22 protein-coding genes and 1 pseudogene are annotated in these 24,407 nt (G+C 70.4%); 15 read left to right on the top strand and 8 right to left on the bottom strand.

Going from position 1 to position 24,407, the window contains the following annotated elements:
- Positions 1-9 precede the first annotated feature (9 nt).
- Positions 10-474, bottom strand: coding sequence for an Lrp/AsnC family transcriptional regulator (locus WBG06_RS04505; protein ID WP_336735319.1), 465 nt, complete (start codon positions 472-474; stop codon positions 10-12).
- Positions 475-506: 32 nt separating this feature from the next.
- On the opposite strand from WBG06_RS04505, the pseudogene WBG06_RS04500 reads away from it, so the two are divergent.
- Positions 507-1,415, top strand: a pseudogene (locus WBG06_RS04500) (EamA family transporter); the annotation flags it as partial.
- A gap of 39 nt (positions 1,416-1,454) precedes the next feature.
- On the opposite strand, the gene aztA reads toward WBG06_RS04500, so the two are convergent.
- Complete coding sequence (gene aztA, locus WBG06_RS04495) at positions 1,455-2,096, bottom strand: zinc ABC transporter ATP-binding protein AztA (RefSeq protein WP_336735318.1); 642 nt, start codon at positions 2,094-2,096, stop codon at positions 1,455-1,457.
- A gap of 55 nt (positions 2,097-2,151) precedes the next feature.
- Between aztA and aztB the strand changes: the two genes are divergently transcribed.
- The 5 genes from aztB (at position 2,152) to WBG06_RS04470 (ending at position 7,476) form a co-directional block, all read left to right on the top strand.
- On the top strand, positions 2,152-3,048 hold the full coding sequence (aztB, locus tag WBG06_RS04490; RefSeq protein WP_336735317.1) for a zinc ABC transporter permease AztB: 897 nt from the start codon (positions 2,152-2,154) through the stop codon (positions 3,046-3,048).
- Positions 3,000-4,226 carry an ABC transporter gene (locus tag WBG06_RS04485; protein ID WP_336735316.1) on the top strand — a complete coding sequence of 409 codons (1,227 nt, stop codon included), beginning with the start codon at positions 3,000-3,002 and terminating at the stop codon, positions 4,224-4,226. Before aztB ends, WBG06_RS04485 begins: the two co-directional genes overlap by 49 nt.
- The gene (gene aztC / locus WBG06_RS04480; protein WP_336735315.1) at positions 4,223-5,149 is read left to right on the top strand and encodes a zinc ABC transporter substrate-binding protein AztC; all 927 of its coding nucleotides are present in this window, start codon (positions 4,223-4,225) and stop codon (positions 5,147-5,149) included. The genes WBG06_RS04485 and aztC overlap by 4 nt, the downstream gene beginning before the upstream one ends.
- Positions 5,150-5,160: 11 nt before the next feature.
- Entirely contained in the window at positions 5,161-6,360 is a 1,200-nt protein-coding gene (gene aztD / locus WBG06_RS04475) for a zinc metallochaperone AztD (protein WP_336735314.1), read from the top strand.
- 168 nt (positions 6,361-6,528) lie between these two features.
- Complete coding sequence (locus WBG06_RS04470) at positions 6,529-7,476, top strand: DUF1214 domain-containing protein (RefSeq protein WP_336735313.1); 948 nt, start codon at positions 6,529-6,531, stop codon at positions 7,474-7,476.
- Between the two features lie 4 nt (positions 7,477-7,480).
- On the opposite strand, the gene WBG06_RS04465 is transcribed toward WBG06_RS04470, so the two are convergent.
- On the bottom strand, positions 7,481-7,900 hold the full coding sequence (locus WBG06_RS04465) for a MarR family winged helix-turn-helix transcriptional regulator (protein ID WP_336735312.1): 420 nt from the start codon (positions 7,898-7,900) through the stop codon (positions 7,481-7,483).
- Between the two features lie 84 nt (positions 7,901-7,984).
- Between WBG06_RS04465 and WBG06_RS04460 the strand changes: the two genes are divergently transcribed.
- From WBG06_RS04460 to couO, 5 genes are read left to right on the top strand one after another with little or no spacing between them, the layout of a single operon-like run.
- On the top strand, positions 7,985-8,782 hold the full coding sequence (locus WBG06_RS04460; protein ID WP_336735311.1) for a crotonase/enoyl-CoA hydratase family protein: 798 nt from the start codon (positions 7,985-7,987) through the stop codon (positions 8,780-8,782).
- Entirely contained in the window at positions 8,779-10,779 is a 2,001-nt protein-coding gene (locus WBG06_RS04455) for an acetoacetate--CoA ligase (RefSeq protein ID WP_336735310.1), read from the top strand. The genes WBG06_RS04460 and WBG06_RS04455 overlap by 4 nt, the downstream gene beginning before the upstream one ends.
- Positions 10,776-11,696, top strand: coding sequence for a 3-hydroxyacyl-CoA dehydrogenase NAD-binding domain-containing protein (locus WBG06_RS04450; protein WP_336735309.1), 921 nt, complete (start codon positions 10,776-10,778; stop codon positions 11,694-11,696). The genes WBG06_RS04455 and WBG06_RS04450 overlap by 4 nt, the downstream gene beginning before the upstream one ends.
- 36 nt (positions 11,697-11,732) lie before the next feature.
- A complete protein-coding gene (locus WBG06_RS04445; RefSeq protein ID WP_336735308.1) occupies positions 11,733-13,259 on the top strand; it encodes an acyl-CoA synthetase in 1,527 nt (508 codons plus the stop codon).
- Complete coding sequence (gene couO / locus WBG06_RS04440) at positions 13,256-14,146, top strand: 4-hydroxyphenyl-beta-ketoacyl-CoA hydrolase (RefSeq protein WP_336735307.1); 891 nt, start codon at positions 13,256-13,258, stop codon at positions 14,144-14,146. The genes WBG06_RS04445 and couO overlap by 4 nt, the downstream gene beginning before the upstream one ends.
- Before the next feature lie 18 nt (positions 14,147-14,164).
- On the opposite strand, the gene WBG06_RS04435 is transcribed toward couO, so the two are convergent.
- From WBG06_RS04435 to WBG06_RS04415, 5 genes are read right to left on the bottom strand one after another with little or no spacing between them, the layout of a single operon-like run.
- Entirely contained in the window at positions 14,165-15,532 is a 1,368-nt protein-coding gene (locus tag WBG06_RS04435; RefSeq protein WP_336735306.1) for an alpha/beta fold hydrolase, read from the bottom strand.
- Positions 15,532-16,761 (bottom strand): MFS transporter, encoded by a 1,230-nt coding sequence (locus WBG06_RS04430; protein ID WP_336735305.1) that lies wholly within the window; start codon positions 16,759-16,761, stop codon positions 15,532-15,534. The genes WBG06_RS04435 and WBG06_RS04430 overlap by 1 nt, the downstream gene beginning before the upstream one ends.
- A gap of 4 nt (positions 16,762-16,765) precedes the next feature.
- Entirely contained in the window at positions 16,766-18,010 is a 1,245-nt protein-coding gene (locus WBG06_RS04425; protein ID WP_336735304.1) for a 2-hydroxyacyl-CoA dehydratase family protein, read from the bottom strand.
- The gene (locus WBG06_RS04420) at positions 18,007-19,086 is read right to left on the bottom strand and encodes a 2-hydroxyacyl-CoA dehydratase family protein (RefSeq protein WP_336735303.1); all 1,080 of its coding nucleotides are present in this window, start codon (positions 19,084-19,086) and stop codon (positions 18,007-18,009) included. The genes WBG06_RS04425 and WBG06_RS04420 overlap by 4 nt, the downstream gene beginning before the upstream one ends.
- Positions 19,083-20,321: a CaiB/BaiF CoA transferase family protein gene (locus tag WBG06_RS04415; RefSeq protein WP_336735302.1), complete on the bottom strand. Its 1,239-nt coding sequence runs from the start codon at positions 20,319-20,321 to the stop codon at positions 19,083-19,085. The genes WBG06_RS04420 and WBG06_RS04415 overlap by 4 nt, the downstream gene beginning before the upstream one ends.
- A gap of 246 nt (positions 20,322-20,567) precedes the next feature.
- Here WBG06_RS04415 and WBG06_RS04410 point away from each other — a divergent pair, with 246 nt between their 5' ends.
- Genes WBG06_RS04410 through WBG06_RS04395 form a run of 4 tightly spaced genes read left to right on the top strand, consistent with a single transcriptional unit; the run spans position 20,568 to position 24,332 of the window.
- On the top strand, positions 20,568-21,479 hold the full coding sequence (locus tag WBG06_RS04410) for a transporter substrate-binding domain-containing protein (protein WP_336735301.1): 912 nt from the start codon (positions 20,568-20,570) through the stop codon (positions 21,477-21,479).
- The gene (locus WBG06_RS04405; RefSeq protein ID WP_336735300.1) at positions 21,476-22,372 is read left to right on the top strand and encodes an amino acid ABC transporter permease; all 897 of its coding nucleotides are present in this window, start codon (positions 21,476-21,478) and stop codon (positions 22,370-22,372) included. Before WBG06_RS04410 ends, WBG06_RS04405 begins: the two co-directional genes overlap by 4 nt.
- Positions 22,369-23,211, top strand: a complete 843-nt coding sequence (locus WBG06_RS04400) for an amino acid ABC transporter ATP-binding protein (RefSeq protein WP_336735299.1) — start codon at positions 22,369-22,371, stop codon at positions 23,209-23,211. Before WBG06_RS04405 ends, WBG06_RS04400 begins: the two co-directional genes overlap by 4 nt.
- Positions 23,208-24,332 (top strand): CapA family protein, encoded by a 1,125-nt coding sequence (locus WBG06_RS04395; protein WP_336735298.1) that lies wholly within the window; start codon positions 23,208-23,210, stop codon positions 24,330-24,332. The genes WBG06_RS04400 and WBG06_RS04395 overlap by 4 nt, the downstream gene beginning before the upstream one ends.
- The last annotated feature ends 75 nt before the right edge of the window (positions 24,333-24,407 follow it).

Raw genomic sequence — 24,407 nt, 5'->3', positions numbered from 1 at the left:
GCTGGCCGATCAGCCCAGCGGGAGCGGGGAGCTCTCCTTGGTGTTGCCGAAGGCGAACGTGGTCTCGATGGAGGCCAGCGCCGGCATGGTGCGGAGGTTGTCACGCAGGATCTGCTCATAGGTCTCGAAAGACGGGGTGACGATCTTGAGCAGATAGTCGTGGTCGCCGGCCAGGACATAGGCCTCGGTGATGTCGGGGATGGCGCGCAGGTTCTCCTCGACGGCGTCGACCGCGGCCGTGGTGTGGGTGGCCAGCTTGATGCGTACGAAGGCGGTGATGTTCATCCCGACGGCGTGCGGGTCGACGACGGCGCGATAGCCGCTGATCACCCCGGCCTCTTCCAGGGCGCGTACGCGGCGCAGGCACGGGGACGGGGAGAGGCCGACCCGGTCGGCGAGCTCCTGGTTGGTCAGGCGGCCGTTCTGCTGGAGCTCCCAGAGGATGTGCTTGTCGGTCTCGTCGATCGCGCGCATGTTGGCAGATTCTGCCATTGGAGACCGAAACGATGGCAGATCCGGCAATCGTGTGCGCTGTCGATTTCCCTATCGTGCGGGACATGGGGATGCGACAGGAGAACGGCACACGAGCGCCGGCCGGGTGGGTGGCGCTGGGGATGACGGTCGTTCTCTGGTCGTCGTTCGCGCTCAGCACGCGCGGCATCGGCGGGTCGAGCCTGACCGTCGCCGATGCCGCGTTCCTCCGGTTCGTGACGCCGGTGGTCCTGCTGGCTCCGCTGTTGCCGAGCACCCTCCGTGCCGTACGCCGCGAGCGACCCCAGGTGCTCGCCCTGCTGCTCGTCGGCGGGCTCCCGCACTTCCTCGTCTTCGCGTTCGGCGCTCACCTGACCAGCGCGGCGCTGACCGGGATGCTGGTCCCCGGCACGGTGCCGCTGTTCGTCACGCTGCTCGCGATGTCGCGCGGCCGGACCACGATGCCGCCGCGGCGGCTGGCCGCGCTGGGACTGATCACCGCCGGCGTGGCGGTGAGCGGGTTCCTGGTCGGTGGCGGTGCCTCGCTCGGTGGCGTCGGCCTGCTCCTCGTCGGCGGGTTCGCCTGGGCGGTGTTCACCTCGGGGCTGCAGCGTACGAGCCTGACGCTCCTGCAGATGGTCCTGACCGTCTGCACCGTCTCCAGCGTGGCCGCGCTCGTCCTGGCGGCGTCCGGCGCGATGCCGTCGCACCTGCTCGCGGGCACCGCCGAGCTCGGCGACGTGGCACTTCTGACCGTGCTCCAGGGCGTCGGGACCGGTCTGATGTCGACGCTCTGCTACGCCTTCTCCGTCAGGACGCTCGGCAGCGGCCGGGCCTCGGTGGGTGGCGCGGTGAGCCCGGTCCTGACCGCCGTCGTCGCCGTCCCGATCTTCGGTGAGCAGATCGGCCTCGGTCTCGCCGTCGCCTTGGCGCTCATCGTGGCCGGCGTGGCCACGTTCAACGGCGCCGGGTCGATGCCGGTGTCACCCGACGATGCGGCCGTTCTCGAAGCGGAGGACGTGGTCCGCGGCAGCGATGCTCTCCTCGTCGTGGGTGACGCACACGATCGTGGCGCCGCGGACGGCTTCCTCGGCGAGGATCTCGCGGGTGCGCTGCCGGCTGGCGGCGTCGAGACCCGCCGCAGGCTCGTCCAGGATCAGGATCTCCGCGTGCTGGACGATGCCCTGAGCCAGTAGCGCTCGCTGGCGCTGCCCGCCGGAGAGCTCGCCGAACGTACGCTGCTCGAGGCCGCTCAGGCCGACGCGATCGATCGCTGTGGCGACCGCTTGTCGCCGTGCGGGAGCCCGCCGGACATCTCGGCGGCCCCAGGTCCCGATCGTGACGACATCGCGGACGGTCACCGGCAGGGCGTCGGGTGTCGAGGGTCGCTGCACGACCAGGGCGAGCCGGCCGGCGCGGCTGACGCTGCCGCGCCGAGGGTTCCGTACGCCCGCGAGCAGCTCGACGAAGGTCGACTTCCCCGACCCGTTCGGGCCGGCGACGGCGGTGACCGAGCCGGGCGAGAAGCGTGCGCTGACGTCGTGGATCACGTCCTGGCTGTCGTAGGCGAAGCGGAGGCCGTCGGCGGACAGCAGGGGTGGGCTGGGCTGGTCGAGGGAGAGCACGTGCGCCACTATAGCAATTGGTAACCATTCTCATTAAGCGTTAGAGTCCCGGCTCGTGTCACTGATCATCGAGCCGTTCCGGACCGACTTCATGCTGCAGGCGCTGGCCGGCGGCGTACTGGTGGCGGCCATCTGCGGGGTCGTCGGCACCTGGGTGGTGATCCGCGGGATGGCGTTCCTCGGTGAGGCGATCGGGCACGGGATGCTGCCCGGCGTCGCCCTGGCGACGGTGCTCGGCGCACCTGTCTTGCTCGGCGGCGCGGCCAGCGCGATCGTGATGAGCGCGACGATCGGAGCGCTCCAGCGCCGCGGCCGGCTGACGTACGACACCAGCATCGGCCTGCTGTTCGTGGCCATGCTCTCGCTCGGCGTCATCATCATCTCCCACTCGCGCAGCTTCGCCACCGACGCCACGGCCATGCTGTTCGGTGACGTCCTCGCCCTCGGGCCCGACGACCTCGCCGTCCTCACGGTCGCCCTGGCCGTCACGCTCGCCATCGCCGTCGCGTTCCACCGCGCGTTCGTCGCCTCGGCCTTCGACCCCCGCATCGCCCGTACGTTGGGCCTGCATCCCCAGCTGGCGCAGGTGATGCTCGTCGGACTGGTGACCCTCGCCGTGGTCGCGTCCTACCAGGCGGTCGGCTCGCTGCTCGTGATCGCCCTGCTGCTCGCGCCGGCCGTGGCCGCCGGCCGGTGGACCACCAGGATCCCGACCACGATGGCCTGCGCCGCCGTGATCGGCGCGGTCGCGGTCCTCGTCGGCCTGATCGCGTCCTGGTATGCGGGCACCGCTGCCGGCGCCTCGATCGCCTGCGCGGCCATCCTCACCGCGGTCGTTTCGGGGCTGCTCCGCAGCGGCCTCGATCTGCTTCGACGTCTCGCCCCCACCTCCGAAAGGAACCCATGCACCGCAGGACACTCGCCGGCCTCGTCGGCACCGTCACAGGGCTGACGATGGCCGCCACCACGGGATGCGGCAGCACCGCCGCCGCCCCAGCAGATGACGGCGCCCGGTCCGAGAAGGGCCATGGCGCCGTCGAAGGCGCCGAGGAGGTCGGCGAGCCGCAGCTGCACCTGACCACCATCGATGCCGACGGCGCGGTCGCCCAGCTGGACCTCGTCGAGGGGAGCTCGGCGAAGGTCGGGACGATCGGCGCCCCGAGCGCGGTCGAGTCCGACGGTCGCTACCTGTTCGCGACCACCGCGGCCGGCGTCGAGGTCGTCGACAGCGGGGTGTGGACCTGGGACCACGGCGACCACTTCCACTACTACCGTGGCGAGCCGACGCTGCTCGGGGCCATCGACGGCGAGGGCGAGGCGAGGGTCGCGACCGGCCCGCTGTCGACCGCCGGGTCGACCGGCATCTTCTTCCGCGACAGCGGCGAGGCGGTCCTGCTCGACAACGAGGCCCTCGCCGACGGCGAGGCACGCGAGCTGTTCCGGCTCGACGCGGAACCGCACGACGGTCTGGTCGCGCCGTTCGCCGACGGCGCTCTGGTGACCGTCGCCGACGGCGGTGAGGTCACCGCGCTGAGCTATCGCGACGCCGACGGCGACGCGGTCGGTGAGCAGATCCCCTGCGTCGAGGCGAGCGGCACGATCACCACCCGGGTCGGCGTGGTCGTCGGCTGCGCCGATGGCGCGGTGCTCGCCACCGAGACCGACGGCAAGGCCGACTTCGAGCGGATCGCCTACCCGGAGGGCACCACCGCCCCCAGGGCCACGGCGTTCGAGGGTCGCAAGAGCCGCCCGACGGTCGCGGCACTCTCGGGGAAGACCGGGATCTGGCTCCTCGACACCCGCGAGCGGACCTGGACCCACCTCGACACCGGGACGCCGCTACGTCAGGTGGTCGCCGCCGACGACGAGGACGGGCACGTGCTCGCCCTCGACACCACCGGCCGGGTGCGCGTCTACTCCGCAGAGGGCGGCAAGCAGCTCGCCGCGACCGCGCCCCTCGTCGATCCGGGCGACGGGGGAGTCGACCTGGTCGTCGACCAGGAGCGGGCCTACCTCAACGCACCGGACGAGGGGGTCGTCCACGAGATCGACTACGCCGACAGGGCGCGGATCGCGCGGACGCTCGAGACGCCCACCGCCCCGGTGTTCTTCACGGAGACGGGCCGATGAGGCGCCTGCTCGGGATCGCCGCCGCGATCGCGCTCGCGACGACCCTCGCCGCCTGCAGCGGAGCAGCCGACGGCGACGACCGTCCGCACATCGTGGTGACCACCAACATCCTCGGCGACGTCGTCGCCAACACGGTCGGGGACGCGGCCCGGGTCACCACCCTGATGCGGCCCGACGCCGACCCGCACTCCTTCGAGATCTCGGCCCGCGAGGCCGCGACGATGCGCGATGCCGACCTGGTCGTCTCGAACGGCCTCGGCCTCGAGGAGGGTCTCCAGCGCCACCTCGACCAGGCTGCCGAGGCCGGTGTCGAGACGTACGTCGCAGGCGACCACATCGACGTCCTCGACTACTCCGACGGCGAGGCCGCGGGCGCCCCGGACCCGCACTTCTGGACCGATCCCGCGCGGATGCGCGACGTGGTCGACGGCCTCGAAGCGGCGGTCAAGGACATCGAGGGGATCGACGCGCCGGCCGTGGAAGATGCCGCAACGGCGTACGACACCGAGCTCGAGAAGCTCGACCAGGAGATGACCGACTCCTTCGGGCGCATCCCGGAGCAGCACCGCAGCCTGGTCACCAACCACCACGTCTTCGGCTACCTGGCCGAACGGTTCGACTTCCGCGTCGTCGGCGCCGTCATCCCGGGCGGGACGACCCTGGCCGCGCCCAGCGCCGCGGACCTGCGCGACCTGACCGAGGCGATCGAGCAGGCCGGCGTACCGACGATCTTCGCCGAGTCCTCGCAGCCGGACCGACTCATCCAGGTGCTCGCCGACGAGGCCGGCGTCGACGTCGGCGTCAGCGAGCTGTTCACGGAGTCCCTGACCGAGAAGGGCCAGGGCGCCGACACCTATCTCTCCATGATGCGCGCCAACACCGAGCGCATCACCAGCGGGCTCTCACCAGGGCCCACCGAGTGAAAGGCACCACCATGCGAACCCCACAGAACCGCACCCCGCGGAATCATGCGATCCGAGCCGTCACGGCGGTAGCCGGCGTATCGCTGGCGCTCTCGGCCTGCGGCGCCACCGCCGAAGGAGACGAGACCCAGGCGTCCGGGAAGGGGGAGGCGAGCGGCCGGCTCGCGGTGTCCTACGCCAACGGCGTCGCTGTCCTCGACGGCAAGACCCTCGAGGTCGTCGACGAGTTCGACACCGAGGAGTTCGTACGTCTCAACTCGTTCGGCGACGGCCGCAACCTCGCGGTCACCACCAGCAAGGGCTTCCAGGTGCTCGACACCCAGACCCCCGAGCTGACCGACCTGGTCTTCGAGGCCGACGCCGCCGGGCACGTGGTCCACCACGGCGACAAGACGGTCCTCTTCGCCGACGGCACCGGCGAGACCACGATCTTCGACACCGCCGCGCTGGCTGGGGCCGACGAGCTCCCGGAGACCACGACCTGGACGGCGCCCGAGGCCCACCACGGCGTCTCGATCGTGCTCGAGGACGGCACCCTGCTGACCACGGTCGGCACCGAGGAGACCCGCTCCGGCGCGATCGCGCTGACCCCCGAGGGCGACGGGTTCGAGCAGGCTGCCGCCAACGACGCCTGCCCCGGCATCCACGGCGAGGGCACGGCCGCCGACGAGGCCGTCGTCTTCGGCTGCGAGGACGGCGCGCTGCTCTACCGCGACGGCGCGTTCGAGAAGCTCCAGGCGCCCGACGAGTTCGGCCGGATGGGCAACGCGTACGTCTCCGAGACCAGCCCCCTCGTCGTGGGCGACTACAAGACCGACCCCGATGACGAGGGCTACCTGCTCGACAGTGTGACGCTCATCGACACCGAGAAGAGCACCTTCAAGCCGGTCGCGCTCCCCGAGGGCGTCGAGTACACCTTCCGCGACGTCGCGCGCGGCCCCGAGGACCTGGCCTACATCCTCGCCACCGACGGTTCGATCCACGTCCTGGATCCGGCCACCGGCAAGATCACCGACGAGTACCCGGTCGTGAAGCCCTGGGAGGGCCCGGCCGAGTGGCAGGACCCGCACCCGGCGATCAAGGTGGACGGCGACATCGCGTACGTCACCGAGCCCGCCACCAACCAGGTCCACGCCGTCGACCTGACCTCGGGTGAGGTCACCGCCTCCGTCGAGCTCGACGAGCAGCCGAACGAGATCGCCGTCAGCTGACGTCCACACCTGTCGAGTCGGCGTATCTGTTCTCAGACGCGTCGACTCGACGGGATTTTCGGAACGGACGCGCTGAAGCAATTCTTCTGACCATAATCTGAGGAGAAGCACCTCAGAGCCACGTAAGCATGATGATCGGGGCGGTCTGCGCCCGGAGAGGCGACCCGCATGACGGCGATCCGCGTCAATGCCATCAACTTCGCTCGGGCAGAGTCCAACCTGATGTTCTCGCGACTGCTCGCCGACACGGGCGGGCTGGGTGTGTGGCATCACTACCGCGAGCCGGCTCCGCTGGACCACCAACCCATCGTCAGGCAGAACCGCGACACGCTCTACAGCGCGGCGATCGTGGACGTGACGCGATCCGCCACGCTCACTCTTCCCGACCCGGGGGCGAGGTACTTGTCGGTCATGGTCGTCAACCAGGACCACTATCTCCCGAAGATCTTCCACGAGCCCGGCGTGTACGAGCTGAAGCGCGAGGAACTCGGCACCGACTACGTGCTCCTCGCCGCCCGGATCCTGGTCGACCCTGGCGACGCCGCGGACGTGGCAGAGGTCAACCGCCTGCAGGACGCCCTCGGGCTGTCCTCGGCGCAGGCGACGCCCTTTGAGCTCCCCGCCTACGACGAGGACTCCATGACACGCACCCGGCAGGCCCTGCTCCAGCTCTCGGAGGGCCTGCCCGACTTCCGCAGCGCGTTCGGAAGATCGGACGAGGTGGATCCCGTTCGGCACCTCATTGCGAGCGCCTCCGGCTGGGGCGGACTCCCGGAGACGGAGGCGCACTACGTCAACGTCAATCCCGGACTTCCCGTCGGCGAGTACTCACTGCGGATGGTGGACCCTCCTGTCGACGGGTTCTGGTCGATCTCGCTCTACAACGCGGAGGGCTACTTCGTCCCCAACGAGCTCGGTGTGAACAACGTGAACAGCGTCACCGCGGCACCGGATCCAGATGGGGCTGTGACGGTGCACTTCGGTGTCGATCCGGCGGACAAGGCCAACTTCCTCCCTGTGATGGAGGGTTGGAACTTCTTGATCCGGCTCTATCGGCCTCGGCCCGAGGTGCTGGACGGGACCTGGCAGGTCCCGCCCGTCGTGCCCGCCAGGTGACCGGCTAGGACAGGGCGCGGCGCGCGCTGTCGAGGAACGTACGGAACGACTCTCGGTCCTCGGGGCCGAGGTCGGCCAGCATCTGCTCCTCGAGCTCCTCGACGCGCGGGTCGTAGGTGTCGAGGAAGGTGCGGCCCTCGGGGGTGAGGCTGATCAGCATGCGTCGCCGGTTGTCGGGGTCGGTGCGGCGCTCGATGAGGCCGCGGCGCTCGAGGGCGCCGATGAGGTCGGCGGCCGACTGGGCGCGGACGAACGAGGCGCGAGCCAGGTCGGCGGCGCTCATCGTGGGGCGGCGCTCGAGCACCGAGAGGGCGGTGTATTGCAGGGCGGTGACCCCGGACTCCTTCAGGACGGCGTCGAGGCGGGCTCGGGTGGCGAGCTCGAGCTGCTTGACGACGTAGAGCAGCAGGGGTGCATCGGTCATGCGGTCATTCAAGCATCGCTCTGCTTGCGGGAGGCGCCTACTTCTGCGATTATCAGGATTCCTGTCAATCAAGAGGAGTTCATGATGCTCGGAACCTCCCCATGGTCGGCGTTGCCCGATGCCCTGCGGGCGGAGCGCATCGACGACATCGCGGTGCTGACCCTCGCCCGACCCGCGAAGCGCAACGCGCTCAGCGACGAGGCGGTGCTCGGGATCGAGCGGTTCTTCGACGGCCTCGAGCCGGATGTACGTGCCGTCGTCATCGACGCGGACGGCGACCACTTCTGTGCTGGGCTCGACCTGGGAGAGATGACCGAGCGCGACACCCTCGCCGGGGTCGCCCACTCGCGGATGTGGCACCGGGTCTTCGAGAAGATCGAGTTCGGGCCGGTGCCGGTCGTGGCGGCGCTGAAGGGCGCCGTGGTCGGGGGAGGGCTGGAGCTCGCCGCCGCCGCGCACGTCCGGGTCGCGGAGGAGTCGACCTTCTACGCCTTGCCCGAGGGACAGCGCGGGCTCTTTGTCGGCGGCGGTGCCTCGGTGCGCGTCCCGCGGCTCATCGGGGTCTCCCGGATGGCCGACATGATGCTGACCGGCCGTCGCTACGACGCACAGGAGGGCCTGGCGCTGGGCCTGAGCCAGTACGCCGTCGCCGACGGCACCGGCCGCAAGACCGCCCTCGAGCTGGCCGGCCGGATCGCGCAGAACGCGCCGCAGACCAACTTCGCCGTCGTACAGGCGCTGCCGCGGATCGCCGAGGCAAACCCACGCGACGGCTTCCTGATGGAGTCGCTGATGGCCGCGATCGCGCAGGGGACCGACGACGCCAAGGGCCGGATGCAGGACTTCCTCGCCGGACGGGCCAGGAAGGTGACGGACCAGTGAGCACCACTCAGCAGACACAGCCGATCCGCCAGGGCGACATCGTCTGGACGCCTCCCGCCGACGTGCTCGCCACCTCCAGGGTCGGGCAGTTCCTGGCCTGGCTCGCCCGCGAGCGCGACCTGGAGATGACCACCCACGAGGAGCTGTGGCAGTGGTCGGTGACCGATCTCGACGGCTTCTGGTCGGCGGTGTGGGAGTTCTTCGGCGTCCGGGCGCACGCCCCGTACGACACCGTCCTCGCCTCTCGTGAGATGCCCGGAGCCCGTTGGTTCCCGGGCGCGACCCTGAACTACACCGAGCACGCGCTCGGCACCGATGACGATCTCGATCGGGTCGCGGTGCTCGGCCGGTCGCAGACCCGCGACGACGTCGAGCTGACCTTCGGCGACCTGCGCGACCAGGTGGCCCGGGCGAGGGCTGCGCTGGAGAAGCTCGGCGTACGCCGCGGCGACCGTGTCGCCGGCTACCTCCCCAACATCCCCGAGGCCCTGGTCGCCTACCTCGCCACCGCCAGCCTGGGGGCGACCTGGGCGTCGTGTGCCAGCGAGTTCGGGCCGCGCAGCGTGATCGACCGCTTCGCCCAGATCGAGCCGGTCGTGCTGCTGGTCGCCGGTGGATATCGCTACGGGGCGAAAGACGTCGACCGGCGCGAGCAGGTGGCCGAGATTCGCGCCGAGCTGCCGTCGGTGCGGCACGTGGTCGACGTGGAGTACGGGGAGCACCGGGTCGATGACGCCCTCTCCTGGACCTCGCTGCTCGGCGCGGAGGACGAGGCCGAGCTCGCCTTCGAGCCGGTGCCGTTCGACCACCCGCTGGTGGTGCTCTTCTCCTCCGGCACCACCGGCCGACCGAAGGCGATCGCCCACGGCCACGGCGGCGTCCTGCTCGAGCACCTCAAGAACCACGCGCTGTCGTGGGACATGGGGCCCGGCGACCGGATGCTCTGGTTCTCCACGACCGCCTGGATGATGTGGAACGCCCTGGTCTCCTCGCTCTTGGTGCGCTCCTCGATCGTCATGGTCGACGGCAACCCGATGCACCCCGACCTGACCTGGCAGTGGCGGCTCGCGGCCGAGACCCGGGCGACGGTCATGGGTGCGAGCCCGGGCTTCGTGATGGCCTGCCGCAAGGAGGGCGTCGAGCTCGGGGACCTCGGTGACCTGCGGATTCGTGTCCTCGGCTCGGCCGGCGCGCCGCTCCCGCCCGAGGGCTACGCCTGGTTGTCCGACCAGCTCCCCGACGCCCAGATCAACGTCGGCAGCGGCGGCACCGACGTCTGCTCCGGCATCGTGCAGAACAACCCGCTGCTCCCGGTCTATGCCGGCGAGATCTCCGGGCGCTGCCTCGGTGTCGACGCCCACGCCTACGACGAGTCCGGTCGCCCGGTGACCGGCGAGCTCGGCGAGCTGGTGATCACCTCACCGATGCCCTCGATGCCGGTCGGCTTCTGGGGTGATTCCGACGGTTCCCGCTACCGCGCGGCCTACTTCGACCACTATCCCGGCGTCTGGCGCCACGGTGACTGGATCCTCTTCCACGACAACGGCAGCTGCCACGTCGCCGGCCGCTCCGACGCCACCCTCAACCGCGGCGGCGTACGTCTCGGCACCGCCGAGTTCTACCGCGTCGCCGAGGAGGTGGACGGCGTCGCCGACTCGCTGGTCGTCCACCTCGAGGACCCCGCCGGCGGCAACGGCGAGCTGCTGCTCTTCGTCGTCACCGACGAGGGCGTACGTCTCGACGAGCTGCTCCGCGCCCGCCTGGTCGGGTCGCTGCGCTCCGCGCTCTCCCCGCGGCACATCCCGGACCAGGTGATCGAGGTGCCGGCGGTGCCGCGCAACCTCACCGGCAAGAAGCTGGAGCTGCCGGCCAAGCGCATCCTGCAGGGGGCGCGCATGGAGGACGTGGCCAGCCGGGACGCGCTCGCCAACCCGGCCTCGCTCGACCCGTTCGTCGCGCTGGCCAGGTCCGGCGCCCTGCGGAAGGTGGACGCATGAGGAGCGGCACGGACGTGCGTACGCTCGGGGTCGTCGGCACCGGCGCGATCGGGGTCAGCTGGGTGGTGCTCGGGCTCGAGCACGGCTTGGGGGTCGTGGCGTGGGACCCGGCCGGCGGAGCCGAGGAGCGACTGCGTGAGCAGGTCGCCGTCCGTCTCGGGGACGGTCCTGCCGACGGACTCCGCTTCGCCGACGGCCTCGAGGAGGTGGCCGCCCATGCCGACCTGGTGCTCGAGAGCGGACCCGAGCGTCTCGACGTCAAGCGTGAGATCTTCGCGGCGCTCGATGCAGCGGCCCCGCCTGACGTACTTCTGACCAGCAGCTCCTCCGGCCTGATGCCGAGCACCTTCCAGGACGCGTGCACCCGCCATCCCGAGCGGGTGCTCGTGGCGCACCCGTTCAACCCGCCGCACCTGGTGCCGCTGGTCGAGGTCGTCGGCGGGTCGGCGACGTCGCCGGAGGCCGTCGATGCGGCCCTGGAGACCCTGCATCACCTGGGCAAACGTCCCATCCACATCCGCCGCGAGGTGCCCGGGCACGTGGCCAACCGGCTCCAGGCGGCGCTGTGGCGGGAGGCGTACCACCTCGTCGACCAGGGCATCGTCTCCGTCGCCGACATCGACACCGCGATCGCCGACGGGCCGGGGCTGCGCTGGTCGCTGCTCGGGCCGTTCGCGACCCAGCACCTCTCCGGAGGCCCCGGCGGGCTGGGCCACGTGCTCGAGCACCTCGGCCCGCCCATGGTCGACTGGTGGGACGACCTGGGTCACCCCGAGCTCACGGGCGACCTGATCGAGAAGCTGGTCGACGGCGTCGACGAGGAGCTCGACGGGACCTCGGCCGAGGACCTGGTCGCGCGCCGCGACCAGGCGCTGCGGCGACTGCTGGAGATCAAGACCGACCTCGGGCTCGGCTGAGCCCCACGCACCCGAAGACGACGAACGAGGATCGACATGTTGGACAGCGGCATCGGATCGTGGCCCGCCCGCCGGGCCCGGATGACTCCTGGCGCACGGGCGTTCGTGCAGGACGACGCGGTGATGACGTACGCCGAGGTGGACCGTCTCGTCGAGGCGCTCGCCCTCGGGCTGCGCGCCCGCGGTGTCGCGGCCGGCGACCGGGTCGCCTTCCTCGGCCTGAACTCGATCGAGCTCGCGCTGACGCTCTTCGCCACCGCCCGGCTGGGGGCGGTCTTCCTGCCGCTCAACACCCGGCTCGCGCCGCCCGAGCTGGCCTGGATCCTCACCGATGCCGAGCCCGCGCTGCTGATCCACGCCGACGACTTCGACGAGGCGGTCTCCGCGGATCCGGTCGCGGCCCTCGGGCTGCCGAGCCACCGGTTCACCGCCACCGGCGGGCACGGGCTCGACGGCCTCACCGCCCCCGGAGCGGAGCGGATCGACGTCGAGGTCGGCCTCGACGACGTCTTCATGATCCAGTACACCTCCGGCACCAGCGGCCGTCCGAAGGGCGTGATGCTGACCCACGGCAACATCGTCTGGAACGCCTTCAACCTGCTCGTCGACGTCGACGTCCGCTCCGACGAGATCGCCCTGGTCACCGCCCCGCTGTTCCACACCGCCGCGCTCAACCAGGTGCTGCTGCCGACCTTCCTCAAGGGCGGCACCTCGCTGATCGCAGCGCGCTTCGACCCGGCCAAGGCGATCGCCACCATCGAGCGCGAGCGGGTCACGCTCCTCTTCGGGGTCACCTCGATGTACCAGGCCCTCGCCCAGGAGCCGACCTGGGCGACCGCCGACCTCTCCACCCTCCGCTCGGCGCTGAGCGGTGGCGCGCCGATCCCGCGCACCCTCCTCGACGCCTGGCAGTCCCGCGGCCTGCACATCATCCAGGGGTACGGCCTGACCGAGGCCTCGCCCGGGACGACCATGCTGCGCGCCGGCGACGGCCTGGACAAGCTCGGTTCGGCGGGCACGCCGTGCTTCTTCACCGACGTCCGCGTCGTCTCCCCGGGCGGCGTCGACACGGCGCCGGGGGAGGCCGGTGAGGTGCACGTCAGCGGCCCCAACGTGACCCCGGGCTACTGGCACAACGCGGCGGCGACGGAGGCTGCCTTCGACGGTCCGTGGCTGCGTACGGGCGATGTCGCGGTGGTCGACGACGACGGTTTCCTCTACGTGGTCGACCGGGTCAAGGACATGTTCATCAGCGGCGGGGAGAACGTCTATCCCGCCGAGGTTGAGTCGGCGCTCTACACCCATCCCGCGGTCGCCGAGGCCGCGGTCATCGGCGTCCCCGACGAGCGCTGGGGAGAGGTGGGAAGGGCCGTCGTCGTACGCCGCTCCGGATCCGACCTGACCCAGGACGAGCTGCTGGGACACCTCGACGGCCGCCTCGCCCGCTACAAGATCCCCAAGACCGTCGTCTTCGTCGACGACATCCCCCACAACGCCTCCGGGAAGCTGCTGAAGTCCCGGGTGCGCGAGCTGTACGGCGCCCCGGAAGGAGCCACCCGATGACCACCCGCTACGAGCCGCGGATCGACACCGACGCGATCCGTGCCCTCGACATGCACACCCACGTCGAGGCCGACCACCACGGTCACCTCTCGCTCGACCAGGAGCTGATGGACGCCTCGGCGGCCTACTTCCGGGGCAACCACCCGCGCACCCCGACCGTCGACGACCTCGCCGCCTACTACCGCGAGCGGAGCATGGCCGCGGTGATCTTCACCGTCGACGCCTCGACCGGCCTCGACCACCCGCCGCTGTCGAGCGAGGAGATCGCCGAGCGTGCGTCCGAGCACGCCGACGTGCTCATCCCGTTCGGCTCGGTCGACCCCCGCAAGGGCGAGACGGCGGTCAAGCAGGCCCGGAAGCTGGTCGAGGACCACGGCGTACGCGGCTTCAAGTTCCATCCCGGCCTGCAGGCCTTCTCGCCGGCCGACCCCGAGCTCCGTCCGCTCTGGGCGACCCTGGAGGAGCTCGGCGTGATCGCGCTCTTCCACACCGGTCAGACCGGCATCGGGGCCGGCCTCCCCGGCGGACGCGGGATCAAGCTGCGCTACTCCGACCCGCTCCTCCTCGACGACATCGCCGCCGACTTCCCGACGCTGCAGATCGTGATGGCCCACCCGGCCGTCCCTTGGGTCGACGTGCAGATCTCGATCGCCACCCACAAGGCCAACGTGCACATCGACCTGTCCGGCTGGTCGCCGAAGTACTTCCCGCCGCAACTGGTCAAGCAGCTCAACGGCCCGCTGCGCCACAAGGTGCTCTTCGGCTCCGACTTCCCCGTGATCACGCCGGACCGCTGGTTCGCCGACCTCGAGATGCTCGAGATCAAGGACGAGGTCCGCCCGCTGCTCGTCAAGGACAACGCCCTGCGCCTGCTCGGGTTGGCCTGAGCAGGCGCAGGGCTGGGCTCAGGACCAGTCGGGGGAGTAGGGCCGGTTGAACGTGTCGGGCCGGAACGGGATGAACCGAGCCGGTCCGAGATCGTAGGACTCGGCGACCCGGTTCATCCGGGCCGGAGTCTCTCGGCCGTGCCATTCACCCGTGTCGAGCCGGTGCAGCAACAGGTTGGCTGCCGCGACGCGCTCGGCATCGGAGAACCCGCAGTGCTTCGGCGTCTCGACGTAGGTCTGACGCAGCAGGTGCGCGTTGCCCGCCCGCGTGACCTCGTCCTCGTACTCGCTCTGCTGGGCGACCGTCGAGATCTGGTCGCCGATGTTGCTCATCGTCACGACCGGCACGCTGATCCGGCCGTCGAACTCGGTCCCGAGAGCGAAGCGCTTCACCGCTGCCGGGTCAGCGCTGATCCTCTCCGCGTCGTTGACCTTCGAGACGTCGGCCTCGAGCGAGAGCCCGGCCTGCCGGTAGAGCCTGGAGACCACCCGGCGCGTCTCGGGCGAGGCGTTGCCGAGCTGCTCGGCGTAGTCCACGCCGGTGTTCCACGACGGGTTGCCGCCGACCAGGGCCTCGAAGGACCGCCGGCTGCTCATCGCCTGGCCGATGTAGGGAAGCGAGTCGGCGGCCAGGGCGCCGTACCAGCCCCGCTGGTAGGCATCGGTGTCCCGAGGTTCCGGCCGGGACGACGACTCGGACCATGCGGGCAGCTGGCCGATCGTGGCGGCCAGCGCGATCCGGGCGCGCCCGGCGGGTGTCTGCTGAGCCTCGGCGAGGCGCTCCTGCCAGGCCGCGATCGAACCCTGGACGTCCTCGGGGATCCCGACGACCGGCAGCGTCCCGGCGGGATCGAGCAGCGTGGAGAGGACGAAGACGGTGTCGAGCTTCTGGTTCCACTGTGAGACGGTGCCGGACAGCCCGCCGCACATCGACACGACGCCGTCGACCGCGTCCGGGTAGTGCTGGGCGACGCCGGCGGCGACGAAGCCACCCATCGAGCTACCCATCGTGATCCGCCGGTCGGCCTCGCCGGCGGCGTCCTCGAACCGGTCCAGCGCCTCCACCTGGTTGGCCAGGGCTCCGGGGATGTTCCATCCCGTCACCGTCCGGGTCGTGCCCCCGTATGCCGCACCCTGCTCCACGAGACGCTCGGCCGCCGGAGAGGGGGTGGCTGAGCCGGCGAAGTCGAGGTCGACGAAGACGGTGCCGTTCCAGTCGTCCGGGACCAGGAAGCGGTAGGGCGTCGAGTCGGCGAGGTGTCCGCTGATCACGGTGGTCTCCTTCGCTGCCAGGGCGGGGGTGCCGACGGCCAGCAGCGCCGACGCCGCCATCGCCCCGGCGACCGCCCCGGCGATCGTGGTTCTCCGTCTTGCGTTGAGGTCCATCACAGCTCACTTTCATGGTCGGTTCGTGCATCGAGGCGGTTCTCGCCACGTCGAAGGGTGTGGAGGGCGACGGCGAACGCGCAGGTCAGCGCCACGGCAGCGCCCAGCAGCAGGGATGTCCGTCCGGAGGTGCGATCGATGACCCAGCCGCTGATCAGGCCGCCGAACGGAGCCATCCCGACGTTGCCCAGCATCATCAGGGCCATCACGCGGCCGACCGCCTGCGCCGGTGCTGCTGCCTGAGCGACCGCGTTGACGACCGCCATGTAGAAGCCGAAGCCGAGACCGAGCACCGGGGCGACCGCCAGGAAGGCCGCGAGCGTGTCGGGCACAGTGCTCGCGAACAGCGTTGCTCCGAGCAGGGCGCAGCCTGCCGCGAGAGCTCCCGTCGACACCTTGGGCAGTGCGGTCGCGACCAGCCCTCCGGCCACGGCGCCCACCGCGTTGAGGGCGTGGTTGAGCCCGACGCTCGTCGCCGATCCCTCGAAGGTCAGCGCCACCATGGACGTGAGGACGATGTTCAGGTTGAGCGCCAGGAGGGCGATCACCGCGTTGACGACCAGGAGGAGTCGCAACGATCGGTCCTGCAGCAGGCTGCCGAGCTCACCCGACCCCGGATCGACACGCCGCGCCAGGCGCTCCTCGCGCGGATGCACGAAGAGCATCAGGACGAACACGAGCACGAACGAGACGGCGTTGGCGAGCAGGCACACCACCGGGCCGGCCGCCTGGAACAGCAGACCGGCCAGGCCGGGCCCGACAGAGCGGCCGGCCGCGACCGTGATCGTGCTCAGCGACACCGCCCGCCCGAGCCGGTCCACGCTGACCAGCGACCGGATGATCGCCTGGGCGGCGATCCGCTCGAACGCGTTCACCGCTCCGAGGCAGGCGATCAGTCCATAGATCACGAGCAGGCTCGGGGCCTCCGCCGAGACCACGAGCGCGAGCGACGAGACCACCACGGCCGACAGCGCTGCGCCGATCATCAGGACGGTCCGCGGGCTGACCCGGTCCACGACCCGGCCGGCGTGGATGCTGAGCAGCAGGATCGGCAGGAACTGCGCGAACGTCACCCCGCCGAGGGCTTGGGCACTACCGGTCGCATCGAGCACCACCAGTGACAGCGCGAGATTCTGAAACCAGGTGCCGACGTTGGTGATCACCTGCCCGACGAAGTAGCGGCGGAAGCCGGGCTGGGCAAGCGGTGACAGGATCCCGTCGGAGGGCATCAGGTCAGTCCTCGGCCGGCACCCGCGTACGCAGGAAGTCGGCGATCCGCTCGGGAATGCGCGCTGCGCTGCTCGAGCGTGAGTCGGCATTGTTGGCGCGGATCTCCAGGACGGGGATGCCCTCGGCCTCCAGTGCCTCGGAGATGAACCGGCCGCCGGGGGTGTCGTCGGCGACCAGATGCACGACGCCGTCGACGCCGTGGGCCAACGCCTCCTTGACGTACCAGTCCGCCGACCACGGCGGTACGTAGAGAAGGTCGGTCAGGCCGACGAACCGGGCCGCGAGCGCACGGAGCGGATCGGGACCGTAGCGGGCGTAGCCGTCGGCCGCGATCGCCAGGTACATCGACCAGACGAAGACGGCACCGAAGTCCTCCTGGAACCGCTGGTAGAGATCGAGGTCCGACCACAGTCCGCGACCGATCCACATCAGCCGCCGCCGCTCGCCCGGGCAGACGACGACGCCGTCGTCGATGCGCTGAGCCACCTCGTCGTGCAGTCGGCGAGCGGCGTCGACCGCCCACTGGGTGCCGCGGTGCCACTGGGGGACCATCACCGCCGGCATCGTGTCGTTGACCAGGACCGGTGCCGGCCGGGCCGCGGCGAGGAGGTCGCGGGTGCGCCGGTTCCACTCGGCCTGCTCGTTGGCCAGCCGCATGATCTCCGCGAAGCGGTCCTCGTCGAATGCGCGTCCGGTCCGTTCCTCCAGCCACCCGATCAGGTCGCCGATCTCGCCCAGCAGGAGATCGAGTCGATCGGTACCGAACGCCGTCTCCCACTCGTGAGGCACCAGCTCCCACCAGCGAGGCGGCACCGGGTCGGCCGCAGTGCGCGAGAGCAGGTAGGTCTCGGTCCCGGGCCGGCGGCCCCACTGCTCGAAGATCTTGTGGGTCACGTCGCCATGGCTGTCCGCGATCGCGAACGCCGGGTCCGGCAGACCACCCCACGGTCGCTGATCGAGCGGCAGCGCCTGCGCGCCGAGCGGCATCGTGTCGTACTGCTGGCTGTGGTCCGGCAGGCCGGTGTTGGCGAGCATGCGCATGCTCGCCGGCCCGAGGCGCTTGGCGGAGATGATCGAGGCCCACCACTGGTTGACGACGTACGGCACGTCGAACGCGCGCAACACCTCGTGCGGCGCATCAGCGTTGACGAGCGCGATCGGGTCGCCGCCGCGGGCGCGCCGCGCCGTCTCGGCGAACCACTGCTTCTGGTGCTGCGTCGCGGCACGTGCTGCTTCGAGCCGGCTCATGAGATGCCTCCTGCGGTGGATGCGAGCTCGATCCGGATCTCGGCCACGGCCTCCTGAGCCGCGGCAACAGGGTCGTCGGCGGGCCGGATGCGGGTGCGCACCACGAGTGGAACCCCACGGCGGCGAAGCTCCAGCCGCTGGTCAGGCAGGTCCCAGGCCGGGGCGTCGTCGTGCTCGCGCACCAGCGCCAACGCCGCTCGGGCGTGGGTCTGCTCGGCGCACGTGGCGATGTACGCCGCCCGCTCTGCGGCCAGGCCACCCGTGGCCACGGCGGGGCGGGCGAGGTGTGCGGCCGCCAACCCGTCGATCACCTCCTCGAGGGCGGCCGCCTCGACGGCGACCCCGAGCCAGGCCAGATCGCCGGTGTCGTGGTCCTCGCCGACCACGAGGACCTCTCCGGTCCTCTCCAAGGCGTCGTAGACGCCGGGATCGGGGTGGTTGCTCCCGGTCACGACGACGGGCGTCGCGCCCAGTGCGGCCGGAGCCTGGGCCGCTGCGACCGTGGCGACCGCGTCCTCGGGCGGCATCGTCGCGGCGGCATGGTAGGCCCGGAGTGCTGCCGCCCCCGCACACCCATCGGTCCGGCGACGCTCGCGCATCGCCTCGAGGGCACGCCCCAGGGCCAGCTCCCGTTCGGCCGCGAGATGGAGCGATCCGAGGTCGGCGCGCCGGTCCGTGACCTGCTCGCAGAACTCGAGCAGACGGGAGAACTGCCTCCCGACGAATCGGCGGGCGGCCGCGCTGTTCAGGCGTGGGGCGTCGACGAGATGGACGGGGAAGGGCAGGCGTCCGCGTTGGGCGAGGATGCGCAGGACGTAGAAGATGCGGAGGTCGGCCTGCGAGTCGTGGCAGACCACCAGGCCGGCGAGGTCGTCGTGCCGGCCGGACAGCAGTCCGTCCAGGATCCGCGCCGCACCTGCGTCGACGGCACCCAGCAGCTCGGCGGCCTCAGCGGAGACAGGATCGTGCCAGGATCCGAGCAGGCGTTGTGGGACGGCGCCCGTGGCGAGCACGAGCTGGCGGGGGACGTCGTCGCCGACGATGCCGATCCGAGGCGCGGTCTCGGCGCCGGTCACAGGACCCCCGCTTCCCGCAGCTTCTCGACCCGGTCGGCGTCGTACCCGAGCAGCTCCCCGAGCACGCTCTCGGTGTGCTCGCCCAGCGCTGGAGCCGGAGCGGTGATGTCGACCTGGCTGCGTGAGAAGACCATCGGGATCCCGCTGCCGTAGAGGCCGTCGTGGTGCCCGAACTTCGGGTGCACCAGCGGCGTGACCTCGCCGCGCCCCGTCACGAGCTCGTCGCGGACCGCCTGCGCCGTGTCGCGCACCGGAGCCACGGGCACCGAGGCGGCCTCGAGTGCGGCGAGGGCCGACTCCAGGGTCCGCCCGGCCGCCCAGTCGCCGATCAGCCGATGCAGGGTGTCGGCGTTGGCGACGCGGGCGTCCCGGGTGCCGAACAGGTCCGAGTCGACCAGGTCCCCGCGGTCGATCGCAGCCAGGACGCCGCTCGCGAAGGCATCGGTCGGAGCACAGATGGCGAACCAGCCGTCCTGCGCCCGGAAGGTGCCGAAGGGAGCGAGCCGAGGCACCAGCGAACCCGTACGCAACGGGAAGCCGACCGATTCCAGGGCATCGAACGGCTCGCAGGCGACCAGCGAGGTGAGACTGCCCAGCATCGACACGTCGACGTGCTGCCCCTCGCCCGTGCGCTCGGCGTGGAGGACGGCGGAGAGGGTGCCGATGACCGCGAACAGCGGCGCGACCAGGTCACCGATCGGCAGCCCGAACCGCACCGGCGGGTCACCGGGCTCGCCGGCGGTCATCATCACGCCGCTGAGCGCCTGGATGATCGTGTCCATCGCCTTGCCGTCGCCCGCCACGCCCTGAGCGCCGAAGCCGCTGATGGAGGTGTAGACGACGCGGTCGTTGACCGCCTGGACGGCCGCGTAGTCGATGCCGAGCCGTTCGGTGACGCCCGCGCTGTAGTTCTCGACGACGATGTCGGCGTTGCGGACGAGATCGAAGAAGACCTGCCTGCTCTCCGGCTGCTTCAGGTTGAGCGTGATGCTCTCCTTGCCGCGGCCGCGCGACAGCATCGACACCGACATGTCGTCCGGCGAGGAGCGGCGCAACCGCAGCCCGTCGGCGGTCAGGTACGGCGAGTTGTTGCGGGACGAGTCACCTCCCCGCGTCGGGTTCTCCACCTTGATCACCCGCGCGCCGAGGCCCGCGAGCAGCAGCGTGGCGTAGGGGCCGGCGAGTGCTGTCGTCAGATCGATGACGGTCTTTCCGGCCAGGGGTCCCGAACTCATGTCACACCTCGGCTTCTCGTGGGTCAGCTGCATTAGATATCAAGCAACTTGATATCACGAGGTTTCTCAGCTCCACAAGGCTGACGTCGCCGAGAGGCGTTATCGGTGATTGCCGGGCGTCTCCGACAAATTTTCAGCGAAGTATTGACAGGATCCCTGAGTGATGCTGATATCAAGTCACATGAGAAGTGCTGTACGTCACACGACCTGCGGCATGACTGGATCACGACCGAACTGGAGTGCACCATGCAGGTAAGGACGACTGCCTCACTTGTCTCGATCGCCCTCGCCGCAGTCCTTCTCGCGGGCTGCGGCGACGGCGCGGCCGAGGAGTCGGGCGCGGCGTCGGGGAAGGTGGACACCGACGCTCCGCTCTACGAGGCGCTCCCCGAGAACGTCAAGGAAGCTGGAGAGCTGGTGGTCGTGGGCGATGCGCACCCGCCCTATCGCACCGTCGAGAAGGACGGCGAGATCACCGGCATCGACCCCGACATGTGGAAGGTGCTCGGCGAGCAGCTCGGCGTACCCGTTCGGATGGAGGTTGCCCAGTCCATGCCCAGCATCCTCACCGGGATGCAGTCCGGTCGGTGGGAGGCCTGGAACGGGCCGGTGCAGGCGAACCCGGAGCGCGAGCGCGCTTTCGACGCGATCACCTGGCTGCAGACCCGGACGACGTACGTCTTTCCGAAGGCGAACGCCGATGGGCTCGCCGGCGACGACGCCCCGTGCGGCCAGACCATCGCCATCGTGGGCGGCAGCATCACGGAGAGCGAGGTCGAGAAGCTCAACACCTGGTGTGCCGAGCAGGGGGAGCCGGCCAACAAGCGTGCCGACTACGCGGACACCAACGCCACGCTCCTGGCGGTGAAGAGCGGCCGAGCGGACTTCGCCGGGATGACCGAGACCGCCGCGCTCGACGTGACGGCAGCGGACGAGACGTACGACTACGTCACCCAGACCGACGAGCAGGGCTCGGGCGTGAGCCTGCTGGCCCTGCTCACGCCCAAGGACAGCGGTCTGGGAACGACGCTGTACGAGGCGTTCCAGAACATCTTCGAGAACGGCGACTACCAGCAGGTCCTGGACAAGTGGGGTCTCGAGCCTGTCGCCGTCGAGGAGCCGCAGATCAACCCGACCACGAAGCGTGAGCCCTCATGACAGCGACGGACACGCTCCCCACGCGGCCGGACTCGGTACGCCCCGACGCGGCGGCCGCTCGGCCGAGATTCCGCCCGGGGCGGCTCGCGTCCGTGGTCGCCCTGGCGGTCGTTGCCGTGCTGGTCCTGCTCTGGGCGGCGACCAACCCGCGGTTCGAGTGGCCCGTCGTCGCCGATCTGATGTTCGACCCGTCGGTGATGTCCGGGTTGGCGATGACCCTCTTCCTCACCGTCGTCTGCATGGCGCTCGGCACCGCCATCGGCACCGCGGCGGCGGCGGGCCAGCTGAGTGACTTCGGTCCGGTCCGATGGACCTGCCAGCTCTACGTCGGCCTGCTGCGCGGCGTACCGCCGCTCGTGCAGCTGATCTTCTGGTTCAACCTCGCCTACCTCGTGCCGCGTCTCTCGGTCGGGTTCGCGTCCTGGTCCGTCAACGACCTGATCACGCCGCTGACCGCTGCGATCATCGGCCTCAGCCTGCACGAGAGCGCCTACATGGCGGAGATCATCCGGGCGGGGATCATGTCGGTCGACAGCGGACAGCGCGACGCAGCCCGGGCGATGGGCTACTCGGGGCGTCAGACGTTCTGGAAGGTGGTCTTCCCGCAGGCCCTGCGGGTGATCGTGCCGCCGTCGGGCAGCCAGTTCATCGCGCTGCTCAAGGGCACGTCCCTGGTGAGCGTGATCACCCTGACCGACCTCCTCTACTCCGTGCAGATCATCTACGGCCGGACCTACCAGGTCGTGCCGCTGCTCCTCGTGGCCGTGATCTGGTACCTCATCGTCGTCACGCTGCTGACCCTCGTGCAGCGCCGTATCGAGCGGCGGCTCAGCCGCGGCTATGACCGGTCCACGTCGACCCGAGCCCGCTCCCTGGAAGGGGAACCCGCATGACACAGGCCATGACACAGGCCACGGCACAGGCAGCGACCGAACCCGTCATCCGGGTCCACGGCCTCCGCAAGCAGTACGGCGACAAGGTCGCGCTCGACGGTGTCGACCTCGAGGTGAACGAGCAGGAGGTCGTCGCCGTCCTGGGGCCGTCCGGCTCGGGCAAGTCGACGCTGGTGCGATGCATCCACCAGCTCGAGACCATCGACGGCGGCGCCATGTTCCTGGACGGCGAGCTGCTCGGCTACGAGGCACATCGTGGCGGCTTCCGCACCCTGAGCGAGAGCCGGGTGTGCGTGCAGCGCCGACGGATGGGCATGGTCTTCCAGCAGTTCAACCTGTTCCCGCACTGGACCGTGCTCAAGAACATCACCGAGGCGGCGGTCTCTGTCCATGGTCAGACGCGTCGGCAGGCGGATGAGCGCGCCCGGCACCTCCTCGACCGGGTCGGTCTGTCGGACAAGGCCGATGCCCACCCGCGTCATCTCTCCGGTGGCCAGCAGCAACGCGTGGCCATCGCTCGAGCGGTCGCCACCCGGCCTCGGGTCGTGCTGTTCGACGAGCCGACCAGCGCGCTCGACCCGGAGCTGGTCGGGGAGGTCCTCCAGGTCATGAAGGACCTCGCCGAGACCGGGATGACGATGGTCGTGGTCACCCACGAGATGGAGTTCGCCCGCGACGTCGCCGACCGCTGTGTCTTCATGGCCGACGGCAAGGTCGTCGAGGAGGGCCCCTCGGACCGGTTCTTCTCCGATCCCCGGAGCGAGCGGCTCCGCGCGTTCCTGTCCCGCTACTCCGGCGAGCGCCGCTCGCCGGTGGGTCTCCAGGAGGTGTCGTCATGACCGTACGCATCGCCGCGGTCGGCGACATCGTGCTGCAGCAGCCCGAGACCGAGAAGCTCTTCGAGCCCAGCTCGGCGATCCTACGTGCGGCCGACGTCGCCATCGGCCAGATCGAGGTGCCGCACACAACCTCGACCGAGACGACCGGTATCACCGTCCCGTCCCCGCCGGCCGAGCCGGAGGCGCTCCGCGCGATGGCGCAGGCCGGCTTCAACGTCGGCACGACCGCGGGCAACCACGCGTTCGACCTCGGCACGAAGGGGGTCGTCGACACGATCGAGTCGGCCGCCGCCTACGGGATCGCGACGACGGGCACCGGTGCGAACCTCGCCGCCGCGGCCGCCCCGGTGGTGACGTCCGTCCGGGGCCGCACGGTCGGCGTGCTCAGCTACAACTGCGTAGGCCCCCGGGAGTCCTGGGCGACGAGCCTCAAGGCCGGTGCGGCGTACGTCAAGGTGATCACCCACTACGAGCTCGACGACGCCAACCCGGGCAACCCGCCGACCGTCTACACGTTCTGCGACAAGACGTCGCTGCGCGCGATGACCGACCAGATCGCCGCGCTGGCCGAGCGTGCCGACGTCGTGGTCGTGGCACTGCACAAGGGGATCGGCCATACGCCGGCGGTGATCGCCGACTACGAGTTCGAGGTCGCCAGGGCAGCCGTCGATGCCGGCGCCGGCATGGTGGTCGGCCACCACGCGCACATCATGCGCGGCATCGAGGTCTACCGAGGTGCTCCGATCTTCCACGGGCTCGGCAACTTCGTCACGGTCACCGATGCGCTGACCCCGGACGCCGACAACGACTCGGAGGAGCTGCGAGCGTGGGCGAAGCGGCGGCGGGAGCTCTACGGCTTCGAACCCGACCCCACCATGCCGGCCTACCCGTTCCATCCGGAGAGCCGCAACACGGCCATCGCGGTGATCGACGTCGACGAGGAGAACCGCGTACGTCCCGCCTTCATCCCGTGCTGGATCGACGAGCAGGCACGGCCGACGCCACTGACGCGGGGTGAGGGCGACTCCGTGGTCGCCTACATCGAGGGCATCTCCCGGGCGGCGGGGCTGATGACGAGCTTCAGCTGGGCCGAGGACGGGAAGGCGGTGGTCGTGTCCTGACCTCCGCCGTTCGGAAATCGCCTCGTGGGAGACTCGGATCCCGATCGCGCTCCCGTCCTCGCCCTGATGTGAAAG

Origin of the sequence: Nocardioides sp. CCNWLW239 (assembly GCF_037137035.1) — a bacterium.
Classification (GTDB): domain Bacteria; phylum Actinomycetota; class Actinomycetes; order Propionibacteriales; family Nocardioidaceae; genus Nocardioides.
Note: the sequence above shows the minus strand (reverse complement) of the source record. Positions and strands in the feature narration are given on the sequence as shown.

What these genes read in the sequence shown, in the direction of transcription:
- WBG06_RS04505 (WP_336735319.1), bottom strand. Translation starts at nt 474, where the DNA reads ATGCGCGCGATCGACGAGACCGACAAGCACATCCTCTGGGAGCTCCAG.
- WBG06_RS04485 (WP_336735316.1), top strand. Translation starts at nt 3,000, where the DNA reads ATGCACCGCAGGACACTCGCCGGCCTCGTCGGCACCGTCACAGGGCTG.
- aztC (WP_336735315.1), top strand. Translation starts at nt 4,223, where the DNA reads ATGAGGCGCCTGCTCGGGATCGCCGCCGCGATCGCGCTCGCGACGACC.
- aztD (WP_336735314.1), top strand. Translation starts at nt 5,161, where the DNA reads ATGCGAACCCCACAGAACCGCACCCCGCGGAATCATGCGATCCGAGCC.
- WBG06_RS04470 (WP_336735313.1), top strand. Translation starts at nt 6,529, where the DNA reads ATGACGGCGATCCGCGTCAATGCCATCAACTTCGCTCGGGCAGAGTCC.
- WBG06_RS04465 (WP_336735312.1), bottom strand. Translation starts at nt 7,900, where the DNA reads ATGACCGATGCACCCCTGCTGCTCTACGTCGTCAAGCAGCTCGAGCTC.
- WBG06_RS04460 (WP_336735311.1), top strand. Translation starts at nt 7,985, where the DNA reads ATGCTCGGAACCTCCCCATGGTCGGCGTTGCCCGATGCCCTGCGGGCG.
- WBG06_RS04450 (WP_336735309.1), top strand. Translation starts at nt 10,776, where the DNA reads ATGAGGAGCGGCACGGACGTGCGTACGCTCGGGGTCGTCGGCACCGGC.
- WBG06_RS04445 (WP_336735308.1), top strand. Translation starts at nt 11,733, where the DNA reads ATGTTGGACAGCGGCATCGGATCGTGGCCCGCCCGCCGGGCCCGGATG.
- couO (WP_336735307.1), top strand. Translation starts at nt 13,256, where the DNA reads ATGACCACCCGCTACGAGCCGCGGATCGACACCGACGCGATCCGTGCC.
- WBG06_RS04435 (WP_336735306.1), bottom strand. Translation starts at nt 15,532, where the DNA reads ATGGACCTCAACGCAAGACGGAGAACCACGATCGCCGGGGCGGTCGCC.
- WBG06_RS04430 (WP_336735305.1), bottom strand. Translation starts at nt 16,761, where the DNA reads ATGCCCTCCGACGGGATCCTGTCACCGCTTGCCCAGCCCGGCTTCCGC.
- WBG06_RS04425 (WP_336735304.1), bottom strand. Translation starts at nt 18,010, where the DNA reads ATGAGCCGGCTCGAAGCAGCACGTGCCGCGACGCAGCACCAGAAGCAG.
- WBG06_RS04415 (WP_336735302.1), bottom strand. Translation starts at nt 20,321, where the DNA reads ATGAGTTCGGGACCCCTGGCCGGAAAGACCGTCATCGATCTGACGACA.
- WBG06_RS04410 (WP_336735301.1), top strand. Translation starts at nt 20,568, where the DNA reads ATGCAGGTAAGGACGACTGCCTCACTTGTCTCGATCGCCCTCGCCGCA.
- WBG06_RS04405 (WP_336735300.1), top strand. Translation starts at nt 21,476, where the DNA reads ATGACAGCGACGGACACGCTCCCCACGCGGCCGGACTCGGTACGCCCC.
- WBG06_RS04400 (WP_336735299.1), top strand. Translation starts at nt 22,369, where the DNA reads ATGACACAGGCCATGACACAGGCCACGGCACAGGCAGCGACCGAACCC.
- WBG06_RS04395 (WP_336735298.1), top strand. Translation starts at nt 23,208, where the DNA reads ATGACCGTACGCATCGCCGCGGTCGGCGACATCGTGCTGCAGCAGCCC.